Annotated in this window: 26 protein-coding genes and 1 pseudogene; 3 read left to right on the forward strand and 24 right to left on the reverse strand. The window is 61.6% G+C overall.

Going from position 1 to position 24,824, the window contains the following annotated elements; all coding sequences use genetic code 11:
• Positions 1–111 precede the first annotated feature (111 nt).
• The gene (gene cbpA, locus M2401_RS32405; protein WP_259110826.1) at positions 112–1,053 is read left to right on the forward strand and encodes a curved DNA-binding protein; all 942 of its coding nucleotides are present in this window, start codon (positions 112–114) and stop codon (positions 1,051–1,053) included.
• A gap of 206 nt (positions 1,054–1,259) precedes the next feature.
• Here cbpA and M2401_RS32410 read toward each other — a convergent pair whose 3' ends face one another.
• Both M2401_RS32410 and M2401_RS32415 read right to left on the reverse strand, forming a co-directional pair.
• Positions 1,260–1,550: a type II toxin-antitoxin system RelE/ParE family toxin gene (locus M2401_RS32410; protein ID WP_259110827.1), complete on the reverse strand. Its 291-nt coding sequence runs from the start codon at positions 1,548–1,550 to the stop codon at positions 1,260–1,262.
• Positions 1,528–1,776 (reverse strand): CopG family ribbon-helix-helix protein, encoded by a 249-nt coding sequence (locus tag M2401_RS32415; protein WP_259110879.1) that lies wholly within the window; start codon positions 1,774–1,776, stop codon positions 1,528–1,530. Before M2401_RS32415 ends, M2401_RS32410 begins: the two co-directional genes overlap by 23 nt.
• Before the next feature lie 528 nt (positions 1,777–2,304).
• On the opposite strand from M2401_RS32415, the gene M2401_RS32420 reads away from it, so the two are divergent.
• Positions 2,305–2,523 (forward strand): DUF6124 family protein, encoded by a 219-nt coding sequence (locus tag M2401_RS32420; RefSeq protein WP_259110830.1) that lies wholly within the window; start codon positions 2,305–2,307, stop codon positions 2,521–2,523.
• Between the two features lie 187 nt (positions 2,524–2,710).
• On the opposite strand, the gene M2401_RS32425 is transcribed toward M2401_RS32420, so the two are convergent.
• A complete protein-coding gene (locus M2401_RS32425) occupies positions 2,711–3,847 on the reverse strand; it encodes a sensor histidine kinase KdpD (protein WP_259110832.1) in 1,137 nt (378 codons plus the stop codon).
• Positions 3,848–4,045: 198 nt separating this feature from the next.
• Between M2401_RS32425 and M2401_RS32430 the strand changes: the two genes are divergently transcribed.
• Positions 4,046–4,399, forward strand: a complete 354-nt coding sequence (locus tag M2401_RS32430; RefSeq protein WP_259110835.1) for a co-chaperone YbbN — start codon at positions 4,046–4,048, stop codon at positions 4,397–4,399.
• Positions 4,400–4,486: 87 nt separating this feature from the next.
• Here the strand turns inward: M2401_RS32430 and ureC are convergent, their stop codons facing one another.
• The 21 genes and pseudogenes from ureC to cbiE form a co-directional block, all read right to left on the reverse strand.
• The gene (ureC, locus tag M2401_RS32435; RefSeq protein WP_259110838.1) at positions 4,487–6,187 is read right to left on the reverse strand and encodes an urease subunit alpha; all 1,701 of its coding nucleotides are present in this window, start codon (positions 6,185–6,187) and stop codon (positions 4,487–4,489) included.
• Positions 6,188–6,334: 147 nt separating this feature from the next.
• Positions 6,335–6,643, reverse strand: a complete 309-nt coding sequence (locus tag M2401_RS32440) for an urease subunit beta (protein WP_259110841.1) — start codon at positions 6,641–6,643, stop codon at positions 6,335–6,337.
• Complete coding sequence (locus M2401_RS32445) at positions 6,640–7,173, reverse strand: N-acetyltransferase (protein WP_259110844.1); 534 nt, start codon at positions 7,171–7,173, stop codon at positions 6,640–6,642. Before M2401_RS32445 ends, M2401_RS32440 begins: the two co-directional genes overlap by 4 nt.
• Positions 7,174–7,183: 10 nt before the next feature.
• Positions 7,184–7,726: a GNAT family N-acetyltransferase gene (locus tag M2401_RS32450; RefSeq protein ID WP_259110847.1), complete on the reverse strand. Its 543-nt coding sequence runs from the start codon at positions 7,724–7,726 to the stop codon at positions 7,184–7,186.
• 30 nt (positions 7,727–7,756) lie between these two features.
• Positions 7,757–8,059 (reverse strand): urease subunit gamma, encoded by a 303-nt coding sequence (ureA, locus tag M2401_RS32455; RefSeq protein WP_218227681.1) that lies wholly within the window; start codon positions 8,057–8,059, stop codon positions 7,757–7,759.
• 126 nt (positions 8,060–8,185) lie between these two features.
• On the reverse strand, positions 8,186–9,025 hold the full coding sequence (locus M2401_RS32460) for an urease accessory protein UreD (RefSeq protein ID WP_259110853.1): 840 nt from the start codon (positions 9,023–9,025) through the stop codon (positions 8,186–8,188).
• Positions 9,026–9,063: 38 nt separating this feature from the next.
• Positions 9,064–9,762, reverse strand: a complete 699-nt coding sequence (urtE, locus tag M2401_RS32465) for an urea ABC transporter ATP-binding subunit UrtE (RefSeq protein WP_259110856.1) — start codon at positions 9,760–9,762, stop codon at positions 9,064–9,066.
• Between the two features lie 114 nt (positions 9,763–9,876).
• On the reverse strand, positions 9,877–10,749 hold the full coding sequence (gene urtD / locus M2401_RS32470) for an urea ABC transporter ATP-binding protein UrtD (RefSeq protein ID WP_259110858.1): 873 nt from the start codon (positions 10,747–10,749) through the stop codon (positions 9,877–9,879).
• Positions 10,746–11,825, reverse strand: coding sequence for an urea ABC transporter permease subunit UrtC (gene urtC / locus M2401_RS32475; RefSeq protein WP_259110859.1), 1,080 nt, complete (start codon positions 11,823–11,825; stop codon positions 10,746–10,748). Before urtC ends, urtD begins: the two co-directional genes overlap by 4 nt.
• Entirely contained in the window at positions 11,825–13,414 is a 1,590-nt protein-coding gene (gene urtB, locus M2401_RS32480) for an urea ABC transporter permease subunit UrtB (RefSeq protein ID WP_259110861.1), read from the reverse strand. Before urtB ends, urtC begins: the two co-directional genes overlap by 1 nt.
• Positions 13,415–13,568: 154 nt before the next feature.
• Positions 13,569–14,834: an urea ABC transporter substrate-binding protein gene (urtA, locus tag M2401_RS32485; RefSeq protein WP_259110862.1), complete on the reverse strand. Its 1,266-nt coding sequence runs from the start codon at positions 14,832–14,834 to the stop codon at positions 13,569–13,571.
• 359 nt (positions 14,835–15,193) lie between these two features.
• On the reverse strand, positions 15,194–16,213 hold the full coding sequence (locus M2401_RS32490) for an iron ABC transporter permease (protein WP_259110863.1): 1,020 nt from the start codon (positions 16,211–16,213) through the stop codon (positions 15,194–15,196).
• A 163-nt stretch (positions 16,214–16,376) separates the two neighbouring features.
• Positions 16,377–17,333 (reverse strand): ABC transporter substrate-binding protein, encoded by a 957-nt coding sequence (locus tag M2401_RS32495; RefSeq protein ID WP_259110864.1) that lies wholly within the window; start codon positions 17,331–17,333, stop codon positions 16,377–16,379.
• On the reverse strand, positions 17,330–18,118 hold the full coding sequence (locus M2401_RS32500; RefSeq protein ID WP_259110865.1) for an ABC transporter ATP-binding protein: 789 nt from the start codon (positions 18,116–18,118) through the stop codon (positions 17,330–17,332). The genes M2401_RS32495 and M2401_RS32500 overlap by 4 nt, the downstream gene beginning before the upstream one ends.
• Before the next feature lie 199 nt (positions 18,119–18,317).
• Positions 18,318–19,694, reverse strand: a complete 1,377-nt coding sequence (locus M2401_RS32505; RefSeq protein WP_259110866.1) for a PepSY domain-containing protein — start codon at positions 19,692–19,694, stop codon at positions 18,318–18,320.
• Positions 19,695–19,777: 83 nt separating this feature from the next.
• Positions 19,778–20,182 carry a DUF2946 domain-containing protein gene (locus M2401_RS32510; protein WP_259110867.1) on the reverse strand — a complete coding sequence of 135 codons (405 nt, stop codon included), beginning with the start codon at positions 20,180–20,182 and terminating at the stop codon, positions 19,778–19,780.
• 108 nt (positions 20,183–20,290) lie between these two features.
• Positions 20,291–20,773, reverse strand: a complete 483-nt coding sequence (locus M2401_RS32515; RefSeq protein WP_259110869.1) for a copper chaperone PCu(A)C — start codon at positions 20,771–20,773, stop codon at positions 20,291–20,293.
• A gap of 46 nt (positions 20,774–20,819) precedes the next feature.
• A complete protein-coding gene (locus tag M2401_RS32520) occupies positions 20,820–21,206 on the reverse strand; it encodes a DUF2946 domain-containing protein (RefSeq protein WP_259110873.1) in 387 nt (128 codons plus the stop codon).
• Between the two features lie 214 nt (positions 21,207–21,420).
• Positions 21,421–22,143: a cobalt-precorrin-6A reductase gene (locus tag M2401_RS32525; RefSeq protein WP_259110875.1), complete on the reverse strand. Its 723-nt coding sequence runs from the start codon at positions 22,141–22,143 to the stop codon at positions 21,421–21,423.
• 89 nt (positions 22,144–22,232) lie between these two features.
• Positions 22,233–23,315: pseudogene (locus tag M2401_RS32530) on the reverse strand (cobalt-precorrin-5B (C(1))-methyltransferase); the annotation flags it as partial.
• Positions 23,315–24,517: a precorrin-6y C5,15-methyltransferase (decarboxylating) subunit CbiE gene (cbiE, locus tag M2401_RS32535; protein WP_259110876.1), complete on the reverse strand. Its 1,203-nt coding sequence runs from the start codon at positions 24,515–24,517 to the stop codon at positions 23,315–23,317. The pseudogene M2401_RS32530 and the gene cbiE, both read right to left, overlap by 1 nt.
• Positions 24,518–24,824: the final 307 nt, after the last annotated feature.

Consider the following 24,824-nt stretch of genomic DNA (forward strand, 5'->3'; position numbering starts at 1 on the left):
GCCGATACACTTCAACGCCAATTGATCCAGATGCCTTCTTGATAAGGCGGATGCGCCGCGCAAAACACCCGTGCGTCGGGCGCCTGGACAACCGAGGATGGTAACCACTCGATGGATTTCAAAGACTATTACAAGATTCTTGGGGTTGACCCGACGGCGGACGAGAAGGCGATCAAGGCCGCCTACCGCAAGTTGGCCCGCAAGTATCACCCCGATGTGAGCAAAGAAGCCGGGGCCGAAGACAAGTTCAAGGAGGCCGGTGAGGCCTACGACGTGCTGGGCGATGCGGAAAAACGTGCCGAATACGACGAAATCCGCAAATACGGCCAACAAGGCCGGCCGTTCCAGACGCCGCCGGGCTGGCAGAGCCGCACTGGCGCGGGCGCTTATGAGAGCAATGCGGACTTCTCCGAGTTCTTCAGCTCGATCTTTGGTGGTCGCGGCCAGGGCGCAGGAGGCGGTCGGCCACGCAGCCAGGCGCGCAAGGGCCAGGATGTAGAGATGGACCTGGCGATCTTCCTCGAGGAGACCCTGGCCACCGAGTCCAAGCAAGTCAGCTTCAAGGTGCCGCAGCACAACGCGGCGGGCCAGCGCATGGCTGATATCACCAAGACCCTGAACGTGAAGATCCCGGTTGGCGTGGTCGATGGCGAGCGTATCCGCCTCAAGGGCCAGGGTGCGCCGGGGATTGCCGGTGGCGAAAACGGTGATCTGTACCTGACCATCCGCCTGGCGCCACATCCGCGCTTCGAGATCGAAGGCCATGACCTGGTCATCACCGTGCCATTGGCGCCGTGGGAAGCAGTGCTCGGTACCAAGGTCGCGGTCCCGACCCTGACCGGCAAGATCAACCTGACCATCCGCCCCGACAGCCAGAACGGCCAGCGCCTGCGTGTCAAAGGCAACGGTCTGCAGAACAAGCAGGGCAGCCGTGGCGACCTGCTGGCACAGATCAAGATCGTCATGCCCAAGACCACCGACGACGCCACCCGCGCGATGTGGAAGGCCCTGGCGGACAAGGCCGGCTTTGATCCGCGGGCGCAGTGGAATTGATGGGTGGTCCGGTCTTTTTGTAGGACTGGCCGCTGGATCACTCGTAGGACCGGCTTTAGCCGGGAGAGGGCCGTCACCTGCGCAGCATTTTTCTAAGCAGGAATGCCGCCCTCCCGGCTAAAGCCGGTCCTACAGGGGGCTCGCGGGGTTCGCAGAAAGTCTGGCCTGACGCATGACCAGTTCAGATGAAAGTGCATCGTTTGATATCACCAACAGTCGGCCCGTTCAGTACGTTGATGAACGACTCGCAGAACCTGAATCCTGCCTCTTTCTATCCGATACAGCGCAATCAGCGGATATCGGCTAAATACCAACTGACGTACATCAGGGCCCTGCGAAGGGCGCCCCATCCCACTGACCGTTGTTAGCTGCGTCAGCGCCGCAATGACCTGAGCTATGAGGGCGTCTGCTGCTTTCGTGCCTGCTTGTGCTTCGTAATGCTCATGAATACCTTCCAGATCGCTGTCTGCCTTTTCAGTCAGTGCGATTGTTAGCACGCGCGATCCATTTGGCTTTTACGGTTTCAAGGTCGATAAGGCGACCTGCATCGGCGTCAGCAATGCCCTCCTGAATGGCGCGCAGATACCACGACTCGGTCTCCACGTAGCGTGCCAGCGCGCGTTGCAGGTGATATTGGCGATCTTGATCAGTGGCGAGAGCCAATTGATCCAGTTTTTCTACCAGTTCACCGTCAGCATTGAATGAAAGAACGGGCGACTCCATGACGTATCCCCAGAATTGACGGCTGTAGGTGGACGGCTGAAAAGTATAGCGCTGCCGATCAAAACTCAACGAGGGATGTCCTTTTGAATGGATCATGGGTTTTGGCATCTCGAAAATTGGAAGGTGCATAAAGTTAGCAACGTTACCTGCGCTCCATGCGGTATATGGTTCTTACCTGATGCGTGTTTTCCCATGTCTCGAAAAGCTCTGATAGCAGGACGCTTCCCTTTCTTTTGAGTGAAATTTCCGAGAAAATCCGGACCCCTTGCGCCTGCCGATTCGGCTCTCTAACCTCCTGCCGTCGCTGCAAAATCAGCGATCAGGCCATGGTAGGTCTGGAGCATGTAGGCGCACGGCGCCACCTTTAGCGAGGCGCTTTTTTACGGCCTGAGTTTTGGTGGCCGTATGCAGGACGCCCTCGGGCGAGCCGGGTGCCTACAACCGGACTACCAGCCTGTGTACGGCCGCCACCCAATCGTCTGGTAGCGAGTAAGTGTCGGCTCCTCATGCGTTGTAGGAGTTGTACCCATGAAAGAAATCACCCCCGATTTACCGCTGATCGCCAATCCCGCCCTGACTCCCCAACAGGCGCATGTCCAGGCCTCGGACATGCTGCGCTGCACCCTGGCGGCTACCTATGAATATGGCGAGAGCATGAGCGGGCGTTCGCGGCATTTGATGTTTGCGGTGTTGCATCAGCTGGAGGGGATCAATGCGATGATTGATCGGTCGCTGGCGGTGGAGTGATGGCTAGCAGGGCCTGCTCGGGTTCTGCATGATCAGCTGAAATAACTACGCTTTTGTGGGAGCGAATTCATTCGCGAAGAGGCCGGCCCATCCGATGCATCTCCATCGCCTGAAATACCGCTTTCGCGAATAAATTCGCTCCCACAGATTTGAGTGTTTCAGGTAAGCCCATTCCAGATGAGGTTGGCTATGCCGGGCTTCTGGGCAGCACCACGGTAAAGGTGGTGCCGTCGCCGATGGTCGAGGTCACGGTGATGCTGCCGCCGTGGGCCATGACCACTTCCTTGACGATGAACAGCCCCAGACCAAGACTGGTCGAGGGGTTTTGCGGGCCGGAGGTTTCGCTGGCCGCCCGTACCAGCGGGTCGAAGATGCTGCCAATGGCGTCTTCGGCAATCGGCTCGCCCTTGTTATGCACGCTCAGGACTACGTGATCTTCTTCACCGATGAGCTTGATATCGACCTCATGGTGATTGGCGCCGTGCTGAATGGCATTGCCGATCAGGTTTTGCAGCAATTGGTTAAGGCGCCCGTGATCCCACTGGCCCTGAGTGTCGCCGCGCACATTGAGTTGCGGGTTCTGCCCCGGCCGGGCGGCGCAGGCTTCGGCGATGGCTTCGCGACAGGCATTGGCCAGGTCCATGGGCTTGCAGTCGATGGGCAGGCTGGCGCCCAGGCGGCTGCGAACAAACTCCAGCAGATCATTGACCATGCCCCCCATGTGCCGGGTGCCGATCTTGATATGGGAGATATAGGCCAGGGCCTTGTCGTCGAGATTGGCGGTAAGGGCCAGGCGTTCGGTGGACATGCTCACCGCCTGCAACGGCGCGCGCAGGTCATGGCCGAGAATGGCCAGGAAGATATCCCGCGAGCGGTCGACCTGTTCGGCATAGGCGGCGGTGGATTCGGCCAGGGCTTCGTCGATGGCTTCGTTGAAGCGGATCATGTCCTGGAAATAAGCGATATCCGGCGAGGTCAGGCTCTCGACCCACAGGCGAATGACCGTGGCGCGCAGATGGCGAAACTCCGAAGTCATCTGCACCAGGTCGAAACCGACGATATGGCGCAGCTCGCCATGACTGGCGGCGGCCTCATCCAGGCTCGGGGTCTTGCCCGGCTCTTCACCCCTGGCCTTCTCGATCTGCTCACGCTTGCTCTGCGCGGTCTTCATGTCCCGTGACGCGGCCAGCAGGATCGATTTGGCATGGTCACGCAGCTCGACGCGATCCATGGAGTCGGCCGCCGGCTTCAGGGTTCTGGCAAAGTCTTCCCACTCGTCGACGATGCGATCTACATGGGCAACGATAAAGTCGGACAGACGCATAACCAGTTACCTCAACGAGAAGCCCGTGATCTTAGCGCTTTTGCGGTTTCCGACAAATAGCCGTTGCGCGGTTATAAAGCGGCCTTTACTGAAAGGTGAAGCCTCGACGAACGGGTCAGGGTCATTTTAGGCAGTGGACGGGTTGTCGACCGATATTGGATGAGTACGTTGAGGAGGGAGCGGGACGGGAGCTTCAACATGAGCGTAATCGTGGTTAACGAAGAGTCATTTGAAAACGAAGTGACGCAAAGCGAGGCACCGGTGGTTGTCGAATTCAGCCAGCCTGGTGTGAATGAATTTGGCGAGCCGGACAAAAGTGCCAGGACAGGCGAGATTATCGACAAGCTGGCGAATGAATATGCCGACAAGGTCAAGTTTGTTCGCGCCCCAGAGGGGACCTACACCCTGTCAGGCAAGACCGTAGAAATCAGGTCTGTACCGGTTGTCCTTTTTTTCAAAGCGGGCGAACAGGTAGACAAAACTTCCGACTTTCATCTGGTCGCCTGGTATAGACAGAAAATCAAAGACTTGTGGGATATCACAATGTCTTGAACAGAGTGTCAGCTGCGAGCTGCGAGATACAAGCCGATGCAGTAATCGGCTTCTACTTGCGGCTCGTAGCTCGTAGCTGCCTCTCTATCAAAACAGAAAATAGCGCTGCGCCATTGGCAGCACGTCCGCCGGTTCGCACCATAGCAACACGCCGTCGGCCTTGACCTGGTAGGTCTGTGGGTCGACGTCGATGTCCGGCAGGTAGTCGTTGTGGATCAGGTCTTTCTTCTGCACGCTGCGGCAGCCCTTGACCACGCTGATCTGTTTTTTCAGACCAAGGGTCGCCGGTACGCCTGCGTCGAAGGCCGCCTGGCTGATGAAGGTCAGGCTGGTGGCGTGCAACGAGCTGCCGTAGCTTGCGAACATCGGGCGGTAGTGCACCGGTTGCGGGGTCGGGATCGAGGCGTTGGCGTCGCCCATGAGGCTTGCGGCAATGGCGCCGCCCTTGAGGATCAGCGTCGGCTTGACGCCGAAGAACGCCGGGCGCCAGAGCACCAGGTCGGCCCACTTGCCCACTTCGATCGAGCCCACTTCATGGCTGATGCCGTGGGTGATGGCCGGGTTGATCGTATATTTGGCGATGTAACGCTTGGCGCGGAAGTTGTCGTTGCCCTCGCCATCCTGAGGCAGCGGGCCGCGCTGCTTCTTCATTTTGTCGGCGGTCTGCCAGGTGCGCATGATCACTTCGCCAACCCGGCCCATGGCCTGGCTGTCGGAGCTGAGCATGGAGAACGCGCCCAGGTCGTGCAGGATATCTTCGGCGGCGATGGTCTCGCGGCGGATGCGGCTTTCGGCAAAGGCGACGTCTTCGGCGATGCTTGGGTCCAGGTGATGGCAGACCATCAGCATGTCCAGGTGTTCGTCGATGGTGTTGCGGGTGAAAGGCCGCGTCGGGTTGGTCGAGCTGGGCAGCACGTTGGGGAAGCCGCAGGCCTTGATGATGTCCGGGGCATGGCCGCCACCGGCGCCTTCGGTGTGATAGGTGTGGATGGTGCGGTTCTTGAACGCGGCCAAGGTGGTTTCGACGAAGCCGGACTCGTTCAGGGTATCGGTGTGAATGGCCACCTGTACGTCGTATTCGTCGGCCACGCTCAGGCAGTTGTCGATGGCCGCCGGGGTGGTGCCCCAGTCTTCATGCAGTTTGAGGCCGATGGCCCCGGCCTTGACCTGCTCGACCAGCGGCCCCGGCAGGCTGACGTTGCCCTTGCCGGTGAAGCCGATGTTCATCGGGAACGAGTCGGCGGCCTGGAGCATGCGCGCCATATGCCATGGCCCCGGCGTCACGGTGGTGGCGTTGGTCCCCGTGGCCGGGCCGGTGCCGCCGCCAATCATGGTGGTCACGCCACTCATAAGGGCTTCTTCGATCTGCTGTGGGCAGATGAAGTGAATGTGGGTATCGACGCCGCCCGCTGTAAGAATCATGCCTTCACCGGCGATGACTTCGGTGGCGGCACCAATGGCAATGGTCACGTCCGGTTGAATATCCGGGTTACCGGCCTTGCCGATGGCGGCGATGCGGCCGTTTTTGATGCCGACATCAGCCTTGACGATGCCCCAATGGTCGATGATCAGGGCGTTGGTGATCAGGGTGTCGACCACTTCGGCGGCCAGCAGTTGGCCCTGGCCCATGCCATCACGAATGACCTTGCCACCGCCGAACTTCACTTCTTCGCCGTAGGTGGTGAAGTCTTTCTCGACTTCGATCCACAGCTCGGTGTCCGCCAGGCGAACCTTGTCGCCAACGGTGGGGCCGAACATGTCGGCGTAGGCTTGTCTGGAAATCTTCATCGGGATTCCTTGGATTCATTAAATTCGGTATTTCGGCCGTTCACCGTTGGAGCGAGGCTTGCCCGCGAGCCGGCTGACGCGGTGTGTCAGGCAAACAGCGTCGAGGCATTCGCGGGCAAGCCTCGCTCCAACGGGTGTGGAGTTGAATTAATCCAAATCCCCCATCACCCGCCCGGCAAACCCGAACACCCGGCGATGCCCGGCCAGGTCCACCAATTCCACTTCCCGCGACTGCCCAGGCTCAAAGCGCACGGCCGTGCCGGCCGGGATGTTCAGGCGCATGCCGCGGCTGGCGGCGCGGTCGAAGGTCAGGGCGTCGTTGGTTTCGAAAAAGTGAAAATGCGAGCCGACCTGGATCGGCCGATCGCCGCTGTTGGCAACGCTCACGGTGATCGTGCGGCGCCCGGCATTGAGTTCGATGTCACCGGGCTGGATCTGGTATTGGCCAGGAATCATGCGGGTTGTCCCAAAGTCTTGAAGTAGATGGCGGTCGGCGTGTAGCGGCCGTCCGGGCTTTGACAGTAGTTGGGCAGTTCGCCCACCCGGGTGTAGCCCAGGGCGCGATAGAAGGCTTCGGCAGCGGACCCGGCTTCGGTGTCCAGGTACAGCAGGCCGCGCCTGTGCTGCTGGGCCATTTGCTCGACGGCCTTCATCAGCTGGCTGCCCAGGCCGCGGCCCTTGGCGTTGTCGCGCACCATGAGTTTCTGGATTTCAGCTCGGTTGCGCCCGTTGGCTTTCTGGCACAGAGCCAGTTGGGCGCTGGCCAGGACTTCTTCGTCCTGCACCACCACCCATAACAGCAGGCTGCCGCTGGTGACTTCACTTTTCAGGCTGTCACACCAGGCATAGGCCTGTTCGCTGTCCAGGTCGGCCATGAACCCTACCGAGGCGCCGTGCTGCACGGCATCCAATAACAGTTCGACCAAACCATGGCGGTAATGCGCAAAGCTTTCAGCGTTCACACGTCGTAACTGGGCGGGGTTCATGGGCTGCTCTCTAGTGAGTGTGCGGAGCTTGCGAGGTCGGGGCCGTGGCGCCCGGCGACAGGTCCAGTTGCATGAAGGTCAGGTCCAGCCAACGGCCGAACTTGGTGCCCACCTGGGGCATTTGCCCGGTGGTGATGAAACCGAGGCGTTCGTGCAGGCCTACGGACGCGGTGTTACCGCTTTCGATGGCCGCGACCATCATGTGCTTGTCGCACAGGCGCGCGCGTTCGATCAGGGCTTGCATCAGCAGCGGGCCGAGGCCTTTGCCGCGCTGGTCGGCGCGCACGTAGACCGAATGCTCAACGGTGTGGCGGAAGCCTTCGAAGGGCCGCCAGTCACCGAACGAGGAATAACCCAGGACCTGGCCGTCGTCCTGAACGGCGACGAGGATCGGATAACTCTGGGTCTTGCGCGCGTCAAACCAGGCCTGGCGGTTGGCCAGGTCCACGGGTTGTTCGTTCCAGATCGCCGTGGTGTTGAGGACGGCGTCGTTGTAGATGTCCAGCACGCCCGGCAGGTCGGCGGGCAGTGCATCGCGAATCAGGAAAGTCATGGGCGGTTCTGCGTCCTTGTTGTGCTCGGCTCAGGCGATCGGCTGGTGCACCGTGACCAGTTTGGTGCCGTCAGGGAAGGTGGCCTCGACCTGGATCTCCGGGATCATTTCCGGGATGCCTTCCATGACTTGCTCACGGCTGAGCAGGGTAGTGCCGAAATGCATCAGCTCGGCGACGGTCTGGCCATCCCGGGCGCCTTCGAGCAGCGCTGCTGAAATATAGGCCATGGCCTCCGGGTAGTTGAGCTTCACGCCCCGGGCCAGGCGCCGTTCGGCGACCAGGCCGGCAGTGAAGATCAGCATCTTGTCTTTTTCGCGTGGGGTCAGGTCCATGTTTGTTCCGTATAAAAAGTGGCAGATCGTTGGAGCGAGGCTTGCCCGCGAACCAAGCGACGCGGTGTATCAGGCAAACGGTGTTGAGGCCTTCGCGGGCAAGCCTCGCTCCCACAAATTAAAATTTCAGGTACTCCAGATCCTCGGTGCCACCGCCTCGCGCCCCAGCAATACCGGGCGCAACAGCTTCCACAATGCAATCAGCCAGGCCCGGGCATGCAGGGCCTCGTCGGCCAGGCAGCGGGCGACTACCAGCCCCGGTAGTTGGGTCAGGTCGCCGCGCACGTTGCTGTTCAGCGAGCGACAGGTTTCCAGCAGTTCGCTGTCGATCTCGCCGGTAATCAGCAGGGTGGCGAACACGCTCTTGCCATCCAGGCCCATGGGCGAGTCGAGCAGGCCGTCGCCGCCGATGATGCGTTGCCGTTCGTGCCAGAGCAATTGGCCATCGCGGCGGATATCCAGGTGCGACTGAAAATGCCCCTGGGCGAAACGTTCGTCACTGGCCGGTCGGCCCAAGGCCACCACATCCCAGTAAAGCAGGCGAGCGTCGCCTTGCAGTTCGATACGGGTAGTGAGTTCGGCCTGGGCGGCGCTGAACACGATGGTTTCCTGGGGTAGCCATTCCAGCGTGGCGCCGGGGGCTACCTTCAATTCAAGCTGCTGATAGGCCGGGCCTGCGGCGCGATACCACTTGGCCGCGCCGGGGCTGGTCAGTTGCGCCCAGGCATCGGGGCCGACCGTGGCCGAGATATTCAGCCGGTCACCGCCCGCGATACCGCCGGGTGGGTGGACGATGATGTGCTGGCAGACTTGCGGGCCTTCGGCGTACAGGTGTTTCTGCACGCGCAGCGGGCCGATATGGCGTCGTTGCACCGGCCGCGTACTATCGCCGAAACGCCCATAGCCCAGCTCCAGCTCGGCGTGCCAGCTGGGGGTGAACAGGGCGGTGTGGGCAGGAAGATTCATAGGGGTCGTTGTCGTTCTGTGAAGGTAAGCACCTTAGATCAAATCGTTACCAGGCCGCGAACACCTTCGCTTTCCATATTCTCGCCACGGCCCTGCTGGACGATTTCGCCACGCGACATCACCAGGTATTGATCGGCCAGCTCGGCGGCGAAATCGTAGAACTGCTCCACCAGCAGAATCGCCATGTCGCCGCGCTCGGCGAGCTTCTTGATCACCGCGCCAATCTCCTTGATCACCGACGGCTGGATGCCTTCCGTGGGTTCGTCGAGGATCAGCAGGCGTGGGCGACTGGCCAACGCCCGGCCAATGGCCAGTTGCTGTTGCTGGCCGCCGGACAGGTCGCCGCCACGGCGTTGCTTCATCTGCAGCAGCACCGGGAACAATTCGTAGATAAAGGCCGGGACTTCCTTGGCTTCGGAGCCAGGAAAGCGCGACAGGCCCATCAACAGATTTTCTTCAACCGTCAGGCGCCCGAAGATCTCGCGACCCTGGGGCACGTAGGCGATCCCGGCATGCACGCGCTGATGGGGCTTGAAGCCGGTAATGGCCTTGCCTTCCCACTGCACCGAGCCTTCCTTGGATGGCAGCAGGCCCATCAGCACCTTGAGCAGGGTGGTCTTGCCCACGCCGTTACGGCCCAGCAGACAGGTCACTTCGCCGATCTTCACGTCAAAGGACAGACCGCGCAGGATGTGGCTGCCGCCGTAATACTGGTGAAGCTTTTCAACTTGGAGCATTCGTTCGTTCCTCACAAGCGGCGAGCTACAAGCTTCAAGCCGCAAGAAAAAGCAGTTCGGAGTACGCGCTTCTAGCTTGTCGCTTACAGCTCGAAGCTCGCAGCTGGGCGCTTTTCAGCGCCCCAGATACACCTCGATCACCCGCTCATCCGCCTGCACTTCTTCCAGCGATCCTTCGGCCAGCACGCTGCCCTGGTGCAGCACCGTGACGTGGTCGGCGATGGTGCCGACGAAGCCCATATCGTGTTCCACCACCATCAGCGAATGCTTGCCCGCCAGGCTCTTGAACAGTTCGGCGGTGAATTCGGTTTCGGCGTCGGTCATGCCCGCTACCGGCTCGTCGAGCAGCAGCAATTGCGGGTCCTGGACCAGCAGCATGCCGATCTCGAGGAACTGTTTCTGGCCGTGGGACAACAAGCCTGCCGGGCGATGCATAGACGTGGTCAGGCGGATGGTGTCCAGTACCTGGGCGATGCGGTCCTGCTGTTCGCCACTCAGGCGCGCGCGCAGGCTGGCCCATACCGATTTGTCGGTCTTCTGCGCCAGCTCGAGGTTTTCAAACACGCTGAGGGCTTCGAATACCGTGGGTTTCTGGAACTTGCGACCGATGCCGGCCTGGGCGATCTGCACTTCGCTCATTTGCGTCAGGTCCAGGGTTTCGCCGAACCAGGCCTTGCCGTGGCTGGGGCGAGTCTTGCCGGTGATCACGTCCATCAGGGTGGTCTTGCCCGCGCCGTTGGGGCCGATGATGCAGCGCAGCTCGCCAACGCCGATGTACAGGTTCAGGTCGTTCAGGGCCTTGAAGCCATCGAAGCTGACGCTGATGTCTTCCAGAGTCAGGATGGTGCCGTGGCGCGTGTTGAGGCCCTGGCCTGCCGCCTGGCCGAGGCCGATGGCGTCACGGCTGGTACCGGCGTCCTTGTTCGGCGACAGCAGCGGCTCGTAGGCCGGTTCCAGCATGAACGAGGGAGTCGGAGTGGTTTTCATTGTTCGCCCCTTTTCTTGAGCAGACCAATCACACCCTTGGGCAGATACAGGGTCACGATGATGAACAGTGCGCCGAGGAAGAATAGCCAGTACTCGGGGAAAGCCACGGTGAACCAGCTCTTCATGCCGTTTACCAATCCGGCGCCGAGCAGCGGGCCGATCAGCGTGCCGCGCCCGCCCAGGGCAACCCAGACGGCAGCCTCGATGGAGTTGGTCGGCGACATTTCGCTGGGGTTGATGATGCCGACTTGCGGCACATACAAGGCTCCGGCCAAGCCGCACAACACCGCACTCAGGACCCAGACGAACAGCTTGAAACCGCGTGGATCGTAGCCGCAGAACATCAGGCGGTTTTCGGCGTCGCGCACGGCGGTCAGGACCCGGCCGAACTTGCTTTGGGCCAGGCGCCAGCCAAGGAACAGACTGGCGACCAGCAGCACCACCGTGGCGATAAACAGCGCCGCCCGCGTGCCTTGGGAGCTGATGCTGAAACCGAGAATGCTGCGGAAGTTGGTGAAGCCGTTATTGCCGCCGAAGCCGGTTTCGTTGCGGAAGAACAACAGCATGCCGGCGAAGGTCAGGGCTTGGGTCATGATCGAGAAATACACGCCCTTGATCCGCGAGCGGAAGGCAAAGAAACCGAAGACCAGCGCCAGCAGCCCTGGCGCCAGTACCACCAGACACATAGCCCAGAGGAAGTGCTGGGTGCCGCTCCAGTACCACGGCAGTTCGGTCCATGACAGGAAGGTCATGAAGGCGGGCAATTCATCGCCCGATGCCTGGCGCATCAGGTACATGCCCATGGCGTAGCCGCCGAGGGCGAAGAACAGGCCATGGCCCAGGGACAGCAGCCCGGCGTAGCCCCAGACCAGGTCCAGGGCCAGGGCGACGATGGCGTAGCAAAGGATCTTGCCGACCAGGGTCAGGGTGTAGGCCGACACTTGCAGGCTGTTGTCGGCAGGCAGCAGCGACAAAAGCGGCAGGGCCAGCAATACGGCCAGTACCACGGCGCCAATCACCAGCGTGCCCTTGGGGCCGACCTTTTGTGCAGCAGTTAGCATCAATGGCTGGCTCATCAGTCGATCACCCGTCCTTTCAGTGCGAAGAGGCCTTGCGGACGTTTCTGGATAAACAGAATGATCAGCGCCAGGATGAGGATCTTGCCCAGTACGGCACCGATCTGCGGTTCGAGAATCTTGTTGGCGATGCCCAGGCCGAAGGCTGCGGTGATGCTACCGGCCAACTGGCCGACGCCGCCGAGCACCACCACCAGGAACGAGTCGATGATGTAGCTCTGGCCCAGGTCCGGGCCGACGTTGCCGATCTGGCTGAGGGCCACGCCGCCGAGCCCGGCGATGCCGGAGCCCAGGCCGAAAGCCATCATGTCGATACGTCCGGTGGGCACGCCGCAGCAGGCCGCCATATTGCGATTTTGGGTCACGGCGCGCACGTTCAGGCCCAGACGGGTCTTGTTCAGCAGCAGCCAGGTCAGCAGCACGACGAACAGGGCGAAGGCGATGATGACGATGCGGTTGTACGGCAGCACCAGGTTGGGCAACACCTGGATCCCGCCGGACAGCCATTCGGGGTTGGCGACTTCGACGTTCTGCGCGCCGAAGATCAAGCGCACCGCCTGGATCAGCATCAGGCTGATGCCCCAGGTGGCGAGCAGGGTTTCCAGCGGGCGGCCGTACAGATGGCGGATCACCGTGCGTTCCAGGGCCATGCCGATCAGCGCGGTGATCAGGAAGGCCACCGGCAGGGCCACCAGCGGATAGAACTCCAGTGCCCCCGGTGCATAGCGTTGGAAAAACAGCTGCACCATGTAAGTCGAGTAAGCGCCCAGCATCAGCATCTCGCCGTGGGCCATGTTGATCACACCCAGCAGGCCGAAGGTAATCGCCAGGCCCAGGGCCGCCAGCAGCAGGATCGAACCCAGGGAAATGCCGCTGAACACCTGACCAAGCACTTCGCCGATCATCAGTTTGCGTTTGACCTGGGCCAGGCTGGTCTCGGCGGCCAGGTGCACGGTGGCATCCGGTTCGACGCCGGGGGCGAGCAGGCCTTCAAGGCGGGTACGGGCCAGCGGGTCGCCGGTTTCACCGAGCAGACGCACGGCGGCCAGGCGAATGGTCGGGCTGCTGTCCACCAGTTGCAGGTTGGCCAGTGCCAGGCTCAGGGCGCTGCGCACCGTGGTGTCGTTTTCGTTGGCGACTTCCCGGGTCAGCAGGTCGAGTTGCGCCGGGCGCGCGCTTTTTTGCAGTTGCAAGGCAGCGCTCAGGCGCAGTTTGGCGTCGGCGGCCAGCAGCTGGTGGCTGGCCAGGGCGTTTTCCACCAGGCCGCGCAGGCGGTTGTTCAGGCTGATGGCCTGGGGTTCATCGGGCGTCGGCGCATCGGCTACGGCAGGTGCGGCGGGATCGACGGCGGTGAAGCTGTCGCCATTCTGGATATAGGCGCGGTTGCTGCTGTCAGCGGCGACGCGGCCTTCCTGCAGGGCGATGATCAGTTCGACACGAGCCGGGTCGGGCTTGGCCGCCCAGGCTTCGAGCAATTCGGCACGCTCGGCGGATTCACCGGCGACAAAGTCGCTGGCATCGCTGGCGTGGGCTGCCATAGGCAGCAGTAAAGCGAGGGCAAGGATGATGCGGTGCAAGGCATTGGGCATATCGGGTGTCCTGAGAGCCAGTCCCCTCTGCCATGTAGCACATAGAGGACTGTGGGAGCGTGGCTTGCCCGCGAATCGGTCGGTATACCGACACATTTTCAGGGTTTGAAATACCGCCTTCGCGGGCAAGCCTCGCTCCTACAAATTCAGATGCTTAGTTGCTCTTCACCGCATAGTCAGGCTTCTTGTCGTTGCCAGGGATGAACGGGCTCCACGGCTGGGCGCGGATTGGCTCCTTGGTTTTCCAGACGACGTTGAACTGACCGTCAGCCTTGATCTCGCCGATCATCACCGGCTTGTGCAGGTGGTGGTTGGTCTTGTCCATGGTCAGGGTAAAGCCCGACGGCGCAGCGAAGGTCTGGCCGGCCATGGCTTCGCGGACCTTGTCGACGTCAGTGGACTTGGCTTTCTCGACCGCCTGGGCCCACATGTGGATGCCCACGTAGGTGGCTTCCATCGGGTCGTTGGTCACCGCCTTGTCGGCGTTCGGCAGGTTGTGCTTCTTGGCGTAGGCTTTCCAGTCGGCGACGAACTTGGTGTTGACCGGGTTTTTCACTGATTCGAAGTAGTTCCAGGCAGCCAGGTTACCCACCAGCGGCTTGGTATCGACGCCACGCAGTTCTTCTTCGCCGACCGAGAAGGCCACGACCGGTACGTCGGTGGCTTTCAGGCCCTGGTTGCCCAGTTCCTTGTAGAACGGCACGTTGGAGTCGCCGTTGACGGTGGAGATCACTGCCGTCTTGCCGCCCGCCGAGAACTTCTTGATGTTGGCCACGATGGTCTGGTAGTCGGCATGGCCGAACGGGGTGTAGACCTCTTCGATGTCCTTGTCCGCTACACCTTTGGAGTGCAGGAACGAGCGCAGGATCTTGTTGGTGGTACGCGGGTAGACGTAGTCGGTGCCCAGCAGGAAGAAGCGCTTGGCTGCGCCACCGTCTTCGCTCATCAGGTACTCGACCGCAGGGATGGCCTGCTGGTTAGGCGCTGCACCGGTGTAGAACACGTTCGGCGACATTTCTTCGCCTTCGTACTGCACGGGGTAGAACAGCAGGCCGTTGAGTTCTTCGAACACCGGCAGCACCGATTTGCGCGATACCGAGGTCCAGCAGCCGAACACCACGGCAACTTTGTCCTGGGTCAGCAACTGACGGCCTTTCTCGGCGAACAGCGGCCAGTTGGAGGCCGGATCGACCACCACAGGCTCCAGCATCTTGCCGTTGACGCCACCCTTGGCGTTGATTTCGTCGATGGTCATCAGGGCCATGTCCTTCAGGGACGTCTCGGAGATGGCCATGGTCCCGGAAAGCGAGTGCAGGATACCGACCTTGATGGTCTCGGCAGCTTGAACGGTCCATGTAAGACCCATGGCGGCGATAGACGCGGACAGGGTGAAAGCTTTGATCAGACTGCGACGCTTCATTGGGCTTGCTCCATTCTTGGATTTCGACAAGACGCACGGGAATAAATACCTGTGAAGATCTTTAGCAAAGGCTGGGCCAACGAAGGAAAAGTCGTTGTAGAGCAGTAAGTTGACGAGTTGGACAGGAAATATCGCACCAAGGTGGGACTTGGCTGTGGTGCATGGTCGTCCGGGTGCGCCTGCGTGGTGCGTTGTCGGCGGGTAGCGAATTGTGGGAGCGAATTCATTCGCGAATAGGGTGGTTCGAACGATAGAGCTGCATCGTATGTACTGGCCTCTTCGCGAATGAATTCGCTCCCACAATATGCTCCTCCTTAAGTGCTTCCACGGGGATTGAATCTGCAAGCGCTGGTTGTCGATTAACGCTTGCGCATCAACCCAATAAAAAACAACCCGCCAATCGCCGCCGTGGCCACGCCTATGGGCAGGTCTTCCGGGGCGATCAGGGTGCGGGCGGCGACGTCGACCCAGATCAGAAACAGGCTGCCGAGCAAAACACACACCGGCAACAGCCGCCGATGCTCGGCCCCGACCAGGCGCCGGGCGATGTGCGGGACCATCAGGCCGACAAAGCCGATGGAGCCGCTGATGGCCACCATGACCCCGGTCATCAGCGAGGCGATCAGGAACACCTTGATGCGCACGTGACGGGCGTTCAGGCCCAGGGTCACGGCGGTCTGCTCGCCTGCCATCAAAGCGTTCAAGGCCCGCGCCATGGCCAGCAGCAGGATCAGCCCGAGCAATACGCTGAAGGCCGGAATACCCAGCAACTCCCAGCGCGCCAGACCGAGGCCGCCGAGCATCCAGAACATCACGGCCGAGCTGGCGCGATGGTCGCCGAGAAACAGCAGCAGGTTGGCCACGGCCATCATCACGAAGGACACGGCGATGCCGCACAGCAGCAGGCGATCACTGTCCAGCCGCCCGCTGCGACTGGCGATCAGCAGCACCATGAACATGCTCAACATGGCGCCAATGAACGCGGCCAGGGGCAGGGTCAATACGCCGATGATTTCGCCGACATGCAGCACCACGATCACCGCGCCCAAGGTTGCGCCGGAGGTCACGCCCAGCAGATGCGGGTCGGCCAGGGGGTTGCGGGTTACCGCTTGCAGCACCGCACCGGTCAGCGCCAGCCCGGCACCCACCAGTGCACCGAGGAGCATGCGTGGGACGCGGATCAGCCAGACGATGTGCTCCTGCCCGGCAGTCCAGGCCTGATTGACCGCGCCGAGCCCGAACAACTTGTGCAGCAGGATCCGCCCGACCACCTCAGCCGGCACCGGTGCCGGGCCGAAGCCCAGAGACAGCACACAGGACAGTAGCAGGGCGGTGAACAGTGCCAGGAGCAGCAGGCGGTAGCGGTTAACACCGCTCATATCAAACACAACCATTTGAAGGCACATGATCTCTGTGGGAGCGAATTTATTCGCGAATGCGGTGTTTCAGACGATAAAAATGCGTCTGATGTACCGGCCTCTTCGCGAATGAATTCGCTCCCACCGAATCCCACGGGTTTTCGCGCCTTATGTCTTATGAGTGTCAACTCCGGAACCCGGCCGCGAGGGTCTCGATCGCATCGATATTGTCGATCCCCGGCGTCGCTGCCACGTACGGGATGACGATAAAGCGCTTGTTGCGAATCGCGTCCACCGATTGCAGGGCCGGGTTGTTGAGCAGGAATTGCTCCTTCTGCGCGGCAGTCACTTCGCCGTAGTCGACGATCACGATTACCTCGGGATTGCGCTCCACCACGCTTTCCCAGTTGACCCGAGTCCAACTGGCGTCGATGTCATCCAGCACATTGCGCCCGCCTGCCGTATCAATCAGCGCCTGGGGCATGGCCAGGCGGCCAGAGGTCATGGCGCGGTCTTCGCCGCTGTCGTAGAGGAACACCCGAGGTCGGGTGGGGGGCAGGGCGGCGGTGATGGTTGCCACGCGCTGCTGCATGCCGGCGATCAACTGTTCGGCGCGATCCTGCACGTCGAAGATCCGCCCCAGGTTGCGCAGGTCGCCGTACATCATGTCCAGGCTGGCAGGCGGGCGCTTCATGACGAAGGCGCATGATTCGGTCAGCTCAAGGACCTTGATCCCCAGCGGCGCAAGGGTCTGCGGGGTTAGATCGCCGCCGACGCGCATGCCGTAGTCCCAGCCGGCGAAGAAGAAATCGACGTTGGCGTTGAGCAGGGTTTCCACCGACGGGTATTTGCTCGCCAGTTCCGGCAGACCGTCGAGGTCATGGAGCATTTTCGGCGGCAGGGTTTTCCAGCCGCTGATGCCAGTGAAACCGACCATGCGTGAACGAAGCCCCAGGGCCAGCATCATCTGGGTCATGTTGATGTCATGGCTGACGGCGTGACTTGGCGCCTTGTCGAAGGTCACCTGGCGATCACAGCTCTGCACGGTGACCGGGTAGTGAGTGGCCTCGGCCATGGCATGGTCGGTCAGGCCCAGCAGGCTGAGAAACAAAATGGCGCGTAATGGTGCAGAGAACGTCATGGGTGGGTAATCCAGGTAATGCGTGGGTAACCGGAAATTGGATGGTCGTCGATCAGTGCCTCGACGCCGAATACATCGCGTAACAGCTCGACGGTGAGCACTTCATGGGGGCTGCCGCTGGCAACGATGCGCCCGTGATCTATGACGTACAGGCGGTCACAAAAAGCCGCAGCCAGATTAAGGTCGTGGATGCTGGCCAGGGTGCCGATGCCCAGACGCTTGACCTGTTGCAACAGCTCCAGTTGATAGCGCGGGTCCAGGTGGTTGGTCGGCTCGTCGAGAATCAACAATTGCGGTTGCTGGGTCAGGGCCCGGGCCAGAATCACCCGCTGCTTTTCCCCGCCGGACAGGGTGGCGAAGGCGTGATCTTCAAAGCCCTGCATACCCACGGCCTGCAACGCCTGGCGGGCAATCTCCCGGTCGGCCTCGGTGTTGCCGTCGAACAGCGCCTTGTGCGGCGTGCGACCCATGGCGACCACTTCATCGACGTTCAGGCCAAATGCATCGGGGAATTCCTGCAGGACGACGGCAATGCGTTGTGCGCTCCAACGCGGTGATTGCGTCCACAGATCGACGTCATCGAGCAGTACCTGCCCTACCGTTGGTCGGGTAAAGCGATAGGCGCAACGCAGCAAACTGGTTTTACCGCTGCCATTGGGGCCGATCAGCCCGACAAATTCCCCCGCTGCCACCCGCAGGCTGACATCGCGCAATTGGAACTGATGATGGCAATGGCCCTTTTCCAGGGGCGACCAGCAGAGATTGGACAGTGTCAGAGAGGTCATTCGAAGGCGTTCGATCAGTCGGAATTAACAGCAGGACAGCATAGAGATGGCTCTATTTCGCGCATCTCGGCGTGTTCATGCTGAGCATGAGGTGGCGTCACGTTGGTCGGCCGGGAGGAGGAGACGGGGCCAGAAGCAAGCCGGGAGAGGAATTCATCACAAAACCAACCCATAGGCTTCTGGCCCCGCACCTCGCAATTTAGGCTTGCGCGGGAAATTTAGCAAAGCGCGAAAGGACTAGACGATCGAGTAGTCCCACCACGATCAGCGACGCGCCGACCAATGGAAACGCCACTGCCAGGGCAAACATGATGCCGATGGCGGTCTTCCAGCGCGGTAAATCATGGCGCAGTGGCGGCACACCCAGACCACCTTGCGGGCGGCGTTTCCACCAGATCACCAGGCCGCTGACCGAACCGAGCAGCACCATCAGGCACACCAGCAGGATCAGCAACTGGTTGATCCAGCCGAAAAACTTGCCTTCATGCAGCATCACCCCCAGTTCCGTGGCGCGGGCGACGGTGTTGTAGTCCTGAAAACGCACGTCGGCCAGCACCTTGCCGCTGTATTGATCGATATGCAGAGTGGCATCGTTGCGCGGGTCGTCGGCGAATACTGACACCGTGAACACGCCATCAGCGGTTTTCGGCGCGGTAATGCTGTAGCCAGGCTCGATGCGCCGCTCTTTGGCAATTTCCACTACCTGTTGCAACGACAGTTTGGGGGCCGCGGGGGCGGTGGACATGGTGCCGTGGTGCATGTGCTCGGCGTGATCGCCGCTGGACACCGGCATCGGCGTGTTTTCCATAGCCCAAGGCACGGTCTGCACGCTGGCGGTGTTCAGTTCACCGGCCTGTTTGTCGGATTGCGGGACGTTATCCCACATTGCCGCCGGAAAGGTATTCCACACTGCCGCGTACTGCTTGCCCCACATGCCGGTCCAGGTCATGCCGCTGATCAGCATGAACAGCAGCAATGCCGAGCCCCAGAAACCGGTGACGGCGTGCAGATCCCGCCACATCAAGCGACCACGACTGCTCAAGCGCGGCCACAGTACGCCTGCCCCGGAGCGGCCCCGCGGCCACCACAGGTAGAGACCGGAGACCACCAGCATCACCCCCCAACCGGCGGCCAACTCCACCAGGCGGTCACCGACCGTGCCGATCAGCAGTTCGCCGTGCAGGGCGCGGGCGAGGGCTTGCAGGTTGTTCTTGGCGTCCTGAGTGCCGAGGACCGAGCCGCGATAGGGGTCGAGAAACACATTCACTTCGCGGCCTTCCTGCATCACCACGAACTGCGCGCTGCCTTCGGCATTGATCGGTGGCAGGTATTTTTTCACCGTGGCCTGTGGATAAGCCGTCAGCAAGCGGCGTTGCAACTCGTCGGCGCTCAAAGACTGCGCTTGCGACGGCCGTACGCTGAGCAGGTCGCGGTACATCAGGTTGTCGAGCTGGGGCTTGTACAGATAGATGATCCCGGTAATCGACAGCAGGATCATGAACGGCGCGACGAACAGCCCGGCATAGAAATGCCAGCGCCAGGCCAGGTTATAAAACGACACATTGGGTTTGGACACGTAAAAAGCTCCCCATCGGGACAACACACGACAGCGCCCGCCCACAACCGAAGCTGCGGGCGGGGCATGGAATCAATCAGGTTTTATCGCGTGAGGGAGAGCGGCGGGGCACGGCTGCGGGCGTTGATGAACACGCTTTGCCGGGCGTGTCCCTGTTGCGGGGTGGCACTGAACAGGTCGGACTGACGCGGCGGTGCCGGGGCGAAAAAGGCCAGGGCCTTGGGCAGCGCCGGGCAACCGAACAACAGGGTGCAATAGCCGCACTTGGCCCACAGCACGTGGTCGGCTTTGCTGGCGTCGTCCTGCTGTTCGGCGCTGGCGTGGTGCAAGTCCATGTCGGCGGACATCGGCATGTCCATGGACATACCGGCGTGCTGATCCATCGGCATCGCCTGGGAAATCAGCGGACCGATAAAGATCATCAACATGGCGAACAGGCTTAGCCATGCCGAGGCGCGCCGATTGTTCGAGGGTGGGAGCGAATTCATTCGCGAATGGTTGTCTCGGTCGATGGAGATGTAGCGGTCATATTGGCCTCTTCGCGAATGAATTCGCTCCCACAATTCGTACCCCCATAGGGTGATCAGTGAATAGGGTTATTTCATATTCATCTGCATGGCGCCATCAGGCGCCTGCTTGAGCACCTCGACCTGCACGGTCACATCCCCGGCTTTCTCGAAGTGCAGGGTCAGCGGGAAGTGCTGTCCTGCGACCAGTTGCGAGCGGTCGTTAAGCTCCAGCAGCATCACGTGGTAGGCCATGGGCGCGAAGAGTGCATCCTGGCCGGGGGCAATGTCCACCGCCTGTACCTGCTGCATCTTCATCAGACCGTCGACATGTTGATGCTCGTGCAACTGCGCGCTGCCTGCCACGGGGCTTTGCACGCTGAGCAGACGATCCGGAGTCTGTCCGGCATTGTGAATGACGAAGTAAGCAGCGACGGTCGGTGCGTTGGGCGGCAGCTCCAGGGACCAGGGCGCGTTGATCTGCAACGCGCCTGCCTGATAACTCATTTCCTGGGCATGGCTATAGGCAGCGGGCAACAGCAAGGCAGCCAGCATCAGCAGTTTCTTGAACATGACAACTCTCCAGACGATCCATTGATTGCGTAGAAGGCGTAACGCGTCAGGCGTTTGGAGAGGCGCGTGGGTTCATGCTGGGCCAGTGCAGGCGCGGCGGGTTGTACAGCAGGAAACGCTGCGGCGCGAAGCGTTCCGGCTCGACCTGGACGAAGAGGCCGCCATTGAGCCCGCTCGGCAGAATGACCACGACATGGCCGGAACAGCAGCCGCAATGTTGCATGGCGGCATGTTCATCACGGTTCGACGGGGCCTGTTCGACACCCTCGAGGACAATCGCTACCTGCCGGGTGCCGCTACCGGTACAGAAACTGCCCCACAGCACCCGTTCCCCCGAGACTTGGGAGGGCATGGGCGAAAGAGGCATGACCAGCAGGCTGAACAACACTGCAAAGCAGGCTATCCAGACAGCGGTGGTCCGGCGTGACGACATGGGCAATACCGTGATGAAGAATGGGGGTTATTTAGCCTGAACCCGGCGCCGATGTAAAAAGCCCGGGCCGTGGCGGGTTGTCGCGTGGCGTCGAAAGATGGCGACAACCGGTCGGACCGGCTTCAGCCGGGAAGACAATATGACAGGCGATAGAGATGTATCGATCATGATTCCATCTTCCCGGCTAAAGCCGGTCCCACAAGGTCGCATTTATTCAGGTCTGATCGCGCAAGTTCGCCAATAAATCCTCCACCGAAGCAAACTCCCGATCCACTCCAGGCAACTGCGGCCGCTTCAAGATCAGCACCGGTACCCCGCGCTCCCGCGCAACCTGCAGCTTGGGTTCGGTGGCGCCGCTGCCGCTGTTCTTGCTGACCAGCACATCGATCCGCCGTTGCTCGAACAAGGCGCGTTCATCTTCGAGATGGAAGGGGCCACGGGCGCCGATCACTTCGCAACGCGCATTGCCTGGATAGCTGTCCAGGGCGCGCAGGGTCCAGAACTGCGGCTCAGGGATTTCCTCCAGGTGCTGCAACGGCTCGCGACCCAGGGTGAACAGTGGACGCTGGAAAGACGTCAGGGCGGTGATCAGCTCGGCCCAGTCGCTGACTTCACGCCAGTCATCCTCCGGCCCGGCCTGCCACGCCGGGCGGCGCAAGGCCCAGCACGGCACGCCGGTCAGTTGCGCGGCGCGGGCGGCGTTCTGGCTGATCTGCGCGGCGTAGGGGTGGGTGGCGTCGAGCAGCAGGTCGATGTTCTGCTCGCGAATGAACGCCGCCAATCCCTCGGCGCCGCCATAGCCGCCGACCCGCACTTCACACGTCAGGTCAGTGGGCACCCGACCGACGCCGGCAAGGCTGTAGATGTGCTGCGGGCCAAGGGTACGGGCAATGGCCAGGGCTTCGGTGACGCCGCCCAGGAGCAGGATGCGGTTCATCGCTCTTCCTTTGTGGGAGCGAGGCTTGCCCGCGAAGAGGCCTGTAAGGTCGATACATCTTCGCGGGCAAGCCTCGCTCCCACGGAATCAGCATGACCGACAATCCCGCCCTGTCGATCAATGGCAAACACCTCGACCTCAACCTGCGCCGGAACCACGCTGCGAGCAAAGTCCAAGGCATGCTGACAGACAATATTGCCCAACTCGACGCCTTGAGCTGCACTCAGCGCCAGGGCCTGCTGACTGGTATTGGCTTCGCGGATCGCTTGTTGCAGGGCTTCGTCGGCACCGCCATCGGCGGCCCAGCGCGCCAGTTGTGGCAGGTCGATGCTGGAGTGGCGGCTGTGCAGGTCCATATGTCCTGCCGCCAGTTTGCTGATCTTGCCGAAGCCGCCGCACAGGCTGAGCTTGCCCACGGGGACTTTGCGCAGATGCTTGAGCACCGCGCCAACGAAATCGCCCATCTCGATCAGGGCAATTTCCGGCAGGTTGTAGACGCGGCGCATGGTGTCTTCGCTGGCATTGCCGGTGCAGGCGGCGATATGGCTGTAGCCGTTCGTGGTGGCGACGTCGATGCCCTGATGAATCGAGGCGATATAGGCCGCGCAGGAGAAGGGCCGGACGATGCCGCTGGTGCCGAGGATCGACAGGCCACCCAGAATCCCCAGGCGCGGGTTCATGGTTTTCAGGGCCAGTTCTTCGCCGCCCTCGACATTGACCGTGACCTCGAAACCCCCGCCATAGCCCTGATCAGCGGCCAGCTTGAGCAAGTGCTCGGTCATCATCCGGCGAGGCACCGGGTTGATTGCCGGTTCGCCGACGCTCAGCACCAGGCCGGGGCGGGTAACGGTGCCGACGCCGCGTCCGGCGCTGAAACGCACGCCGGGCTCTTTGTTCAGTTGCACCCGGGAAAATACCAGCGCGCCGTGGGTGACGTCGGGGTCGTCACCGGCATCCTTGATGGTCCCGGCTTCGGCACCGCCGTCCTGCAGGCGGCAGAACTCCAGGCGCATCTGCACCTGCTTACCCTTGGGCAAGGTGATCTCTACCGCGTCGCAGGCGTCGCCACCCAGCAACAGCCGCGCCGCCGCCAGACTGGTGGCCGTCGCGCAGCTGCCGGTGGTCAGGCCACTGCGCAGCGGTGCGGGTTGTTCGGCGGTTTCGTCGCGCATCACGGCTTGATCACTTCCCACAGGGTGATAGGCAATGCCTGACGCCAAGTGTCGAAATCGCCCAAAGGTTTGGCATGGGCGACCTGGATACGGGTCAGTTCGCCGCCGTGCTGTTCACGCCAGGTCATGAGCATCATTTCGCTTTGCAGGGTCACCGCATTGGCGACCAGTCGACCGCCGGATCGCAACTGTTGCCAGCACTGCTCGAGCACGCCGGGGCGGGTCACGCCGCCGCCGATAAAGATTGCGTCAGGGGTTTCCAGGCCGGACAGTGCCTCGGGCGCGCTACCACGAATCAGTTGCAGGCCCGGTACGCCGAGGGCATCGCGATTGAGTTCGATCAATTGCTGACGACCTTCGTCGGCCTCGATCGCAAGGGCGCGGCAGGTTGGATAGGCGCGCATCCATTCGATACCAATTGACCCGCAGCCGGCGCCGACATCCCACAGCAACTCGTCGGGCAGTGGGGCCAGGCGCGCGAGAGTGATGGCCCGCACATCGCGCTTGGTCAACTGACCGTCGTGCTTGAAGGCCGCGTCTGGCAGGCCGCAGACGGGCGACAGGCGCAGGGTGCCGGCATCGGCGCGGCAGTCGATGGCGACCAGGTTCAGCGCAGCGATTTCGGCGTCGCTCCAGTCGCGGGCCAAACCTTCTACGCGGCGTTCAACTGTGCCGCCCAGATGCTCCAGTACGGTCATGGGGCTGGCACCAAAGCCGCGTTCACGCAGCAATTGGGCAATCGCCGCCGGGCTGCTGCCGTCGTTGCTCAGCACCAGCAGGCGTACACCGTGGTGCAAATGCAGATTCAGCGCCGCCAGAGGCCGGGCCACCACCGACAGCGTGACCACCTCCTGCAACGGCCAGCCAAGGCGGGCGGCGGCCAGGGAGTAAGAGGAGGGCGCAGGCAGGATCAGCATCTCGTCGTTGGCCACTACGCGACTGAGGCTGGCGCCCACGCCGAACAGCATCGGATCGCCGCTGGCCAGTACACAGACTTCATTGCCGCGTTGTGCCAACACGGGCTCCAGGGAAAACGGGCTCGGCCAGGCACGCCGCTGGGCATTGATGCACGGCGGCAACAACGCCAACTGCCGCGCCCCGCCAAACACCTGGCTCGCCCGCAACAGCGCATGCCGGGCATTCCTGCCCAGCCCCTTGAAGCCGTCTTCACCGATTCCCACGACCGTCAGCCAGGGCGACATTTACTTACCTCGATCCGATTCGGGGGATAAAGGCGGCATGATACTGCGCTGTCGTGCAGCAAGCACGGCGCGGCGCTGATTGTGGGAGTGAATTCTGTGGGAATGGGTTGTGGGAGCGAATGGTGGGAGCGGATTCATCCGCAAAGACGGCATCCCAGGCGATGAATTTCTATTGGATGTACCGGCCTCTTCGCGAATGAATTCGCTCCCACATCTATGGTTCCCCCTTTTTCTGCAATACTGTTTTTGATGCGTGTAATGGCTTGCTGCAATCTATCCGGCGTCTGGGATTGCTCCCGCGCCTCGA

Origin of the sequence: Pseudomonas sp. JUb42, assembly GCF_024807945.1 — a bacterium.
In the GTDB taxonomy this organism is placed as follows: domain Bacteria; phylum Pseudomonadota; class Gammaproteobacteria; order Pseudomonadales; family Pseudomonadaceae; genus Aquipseudomonas.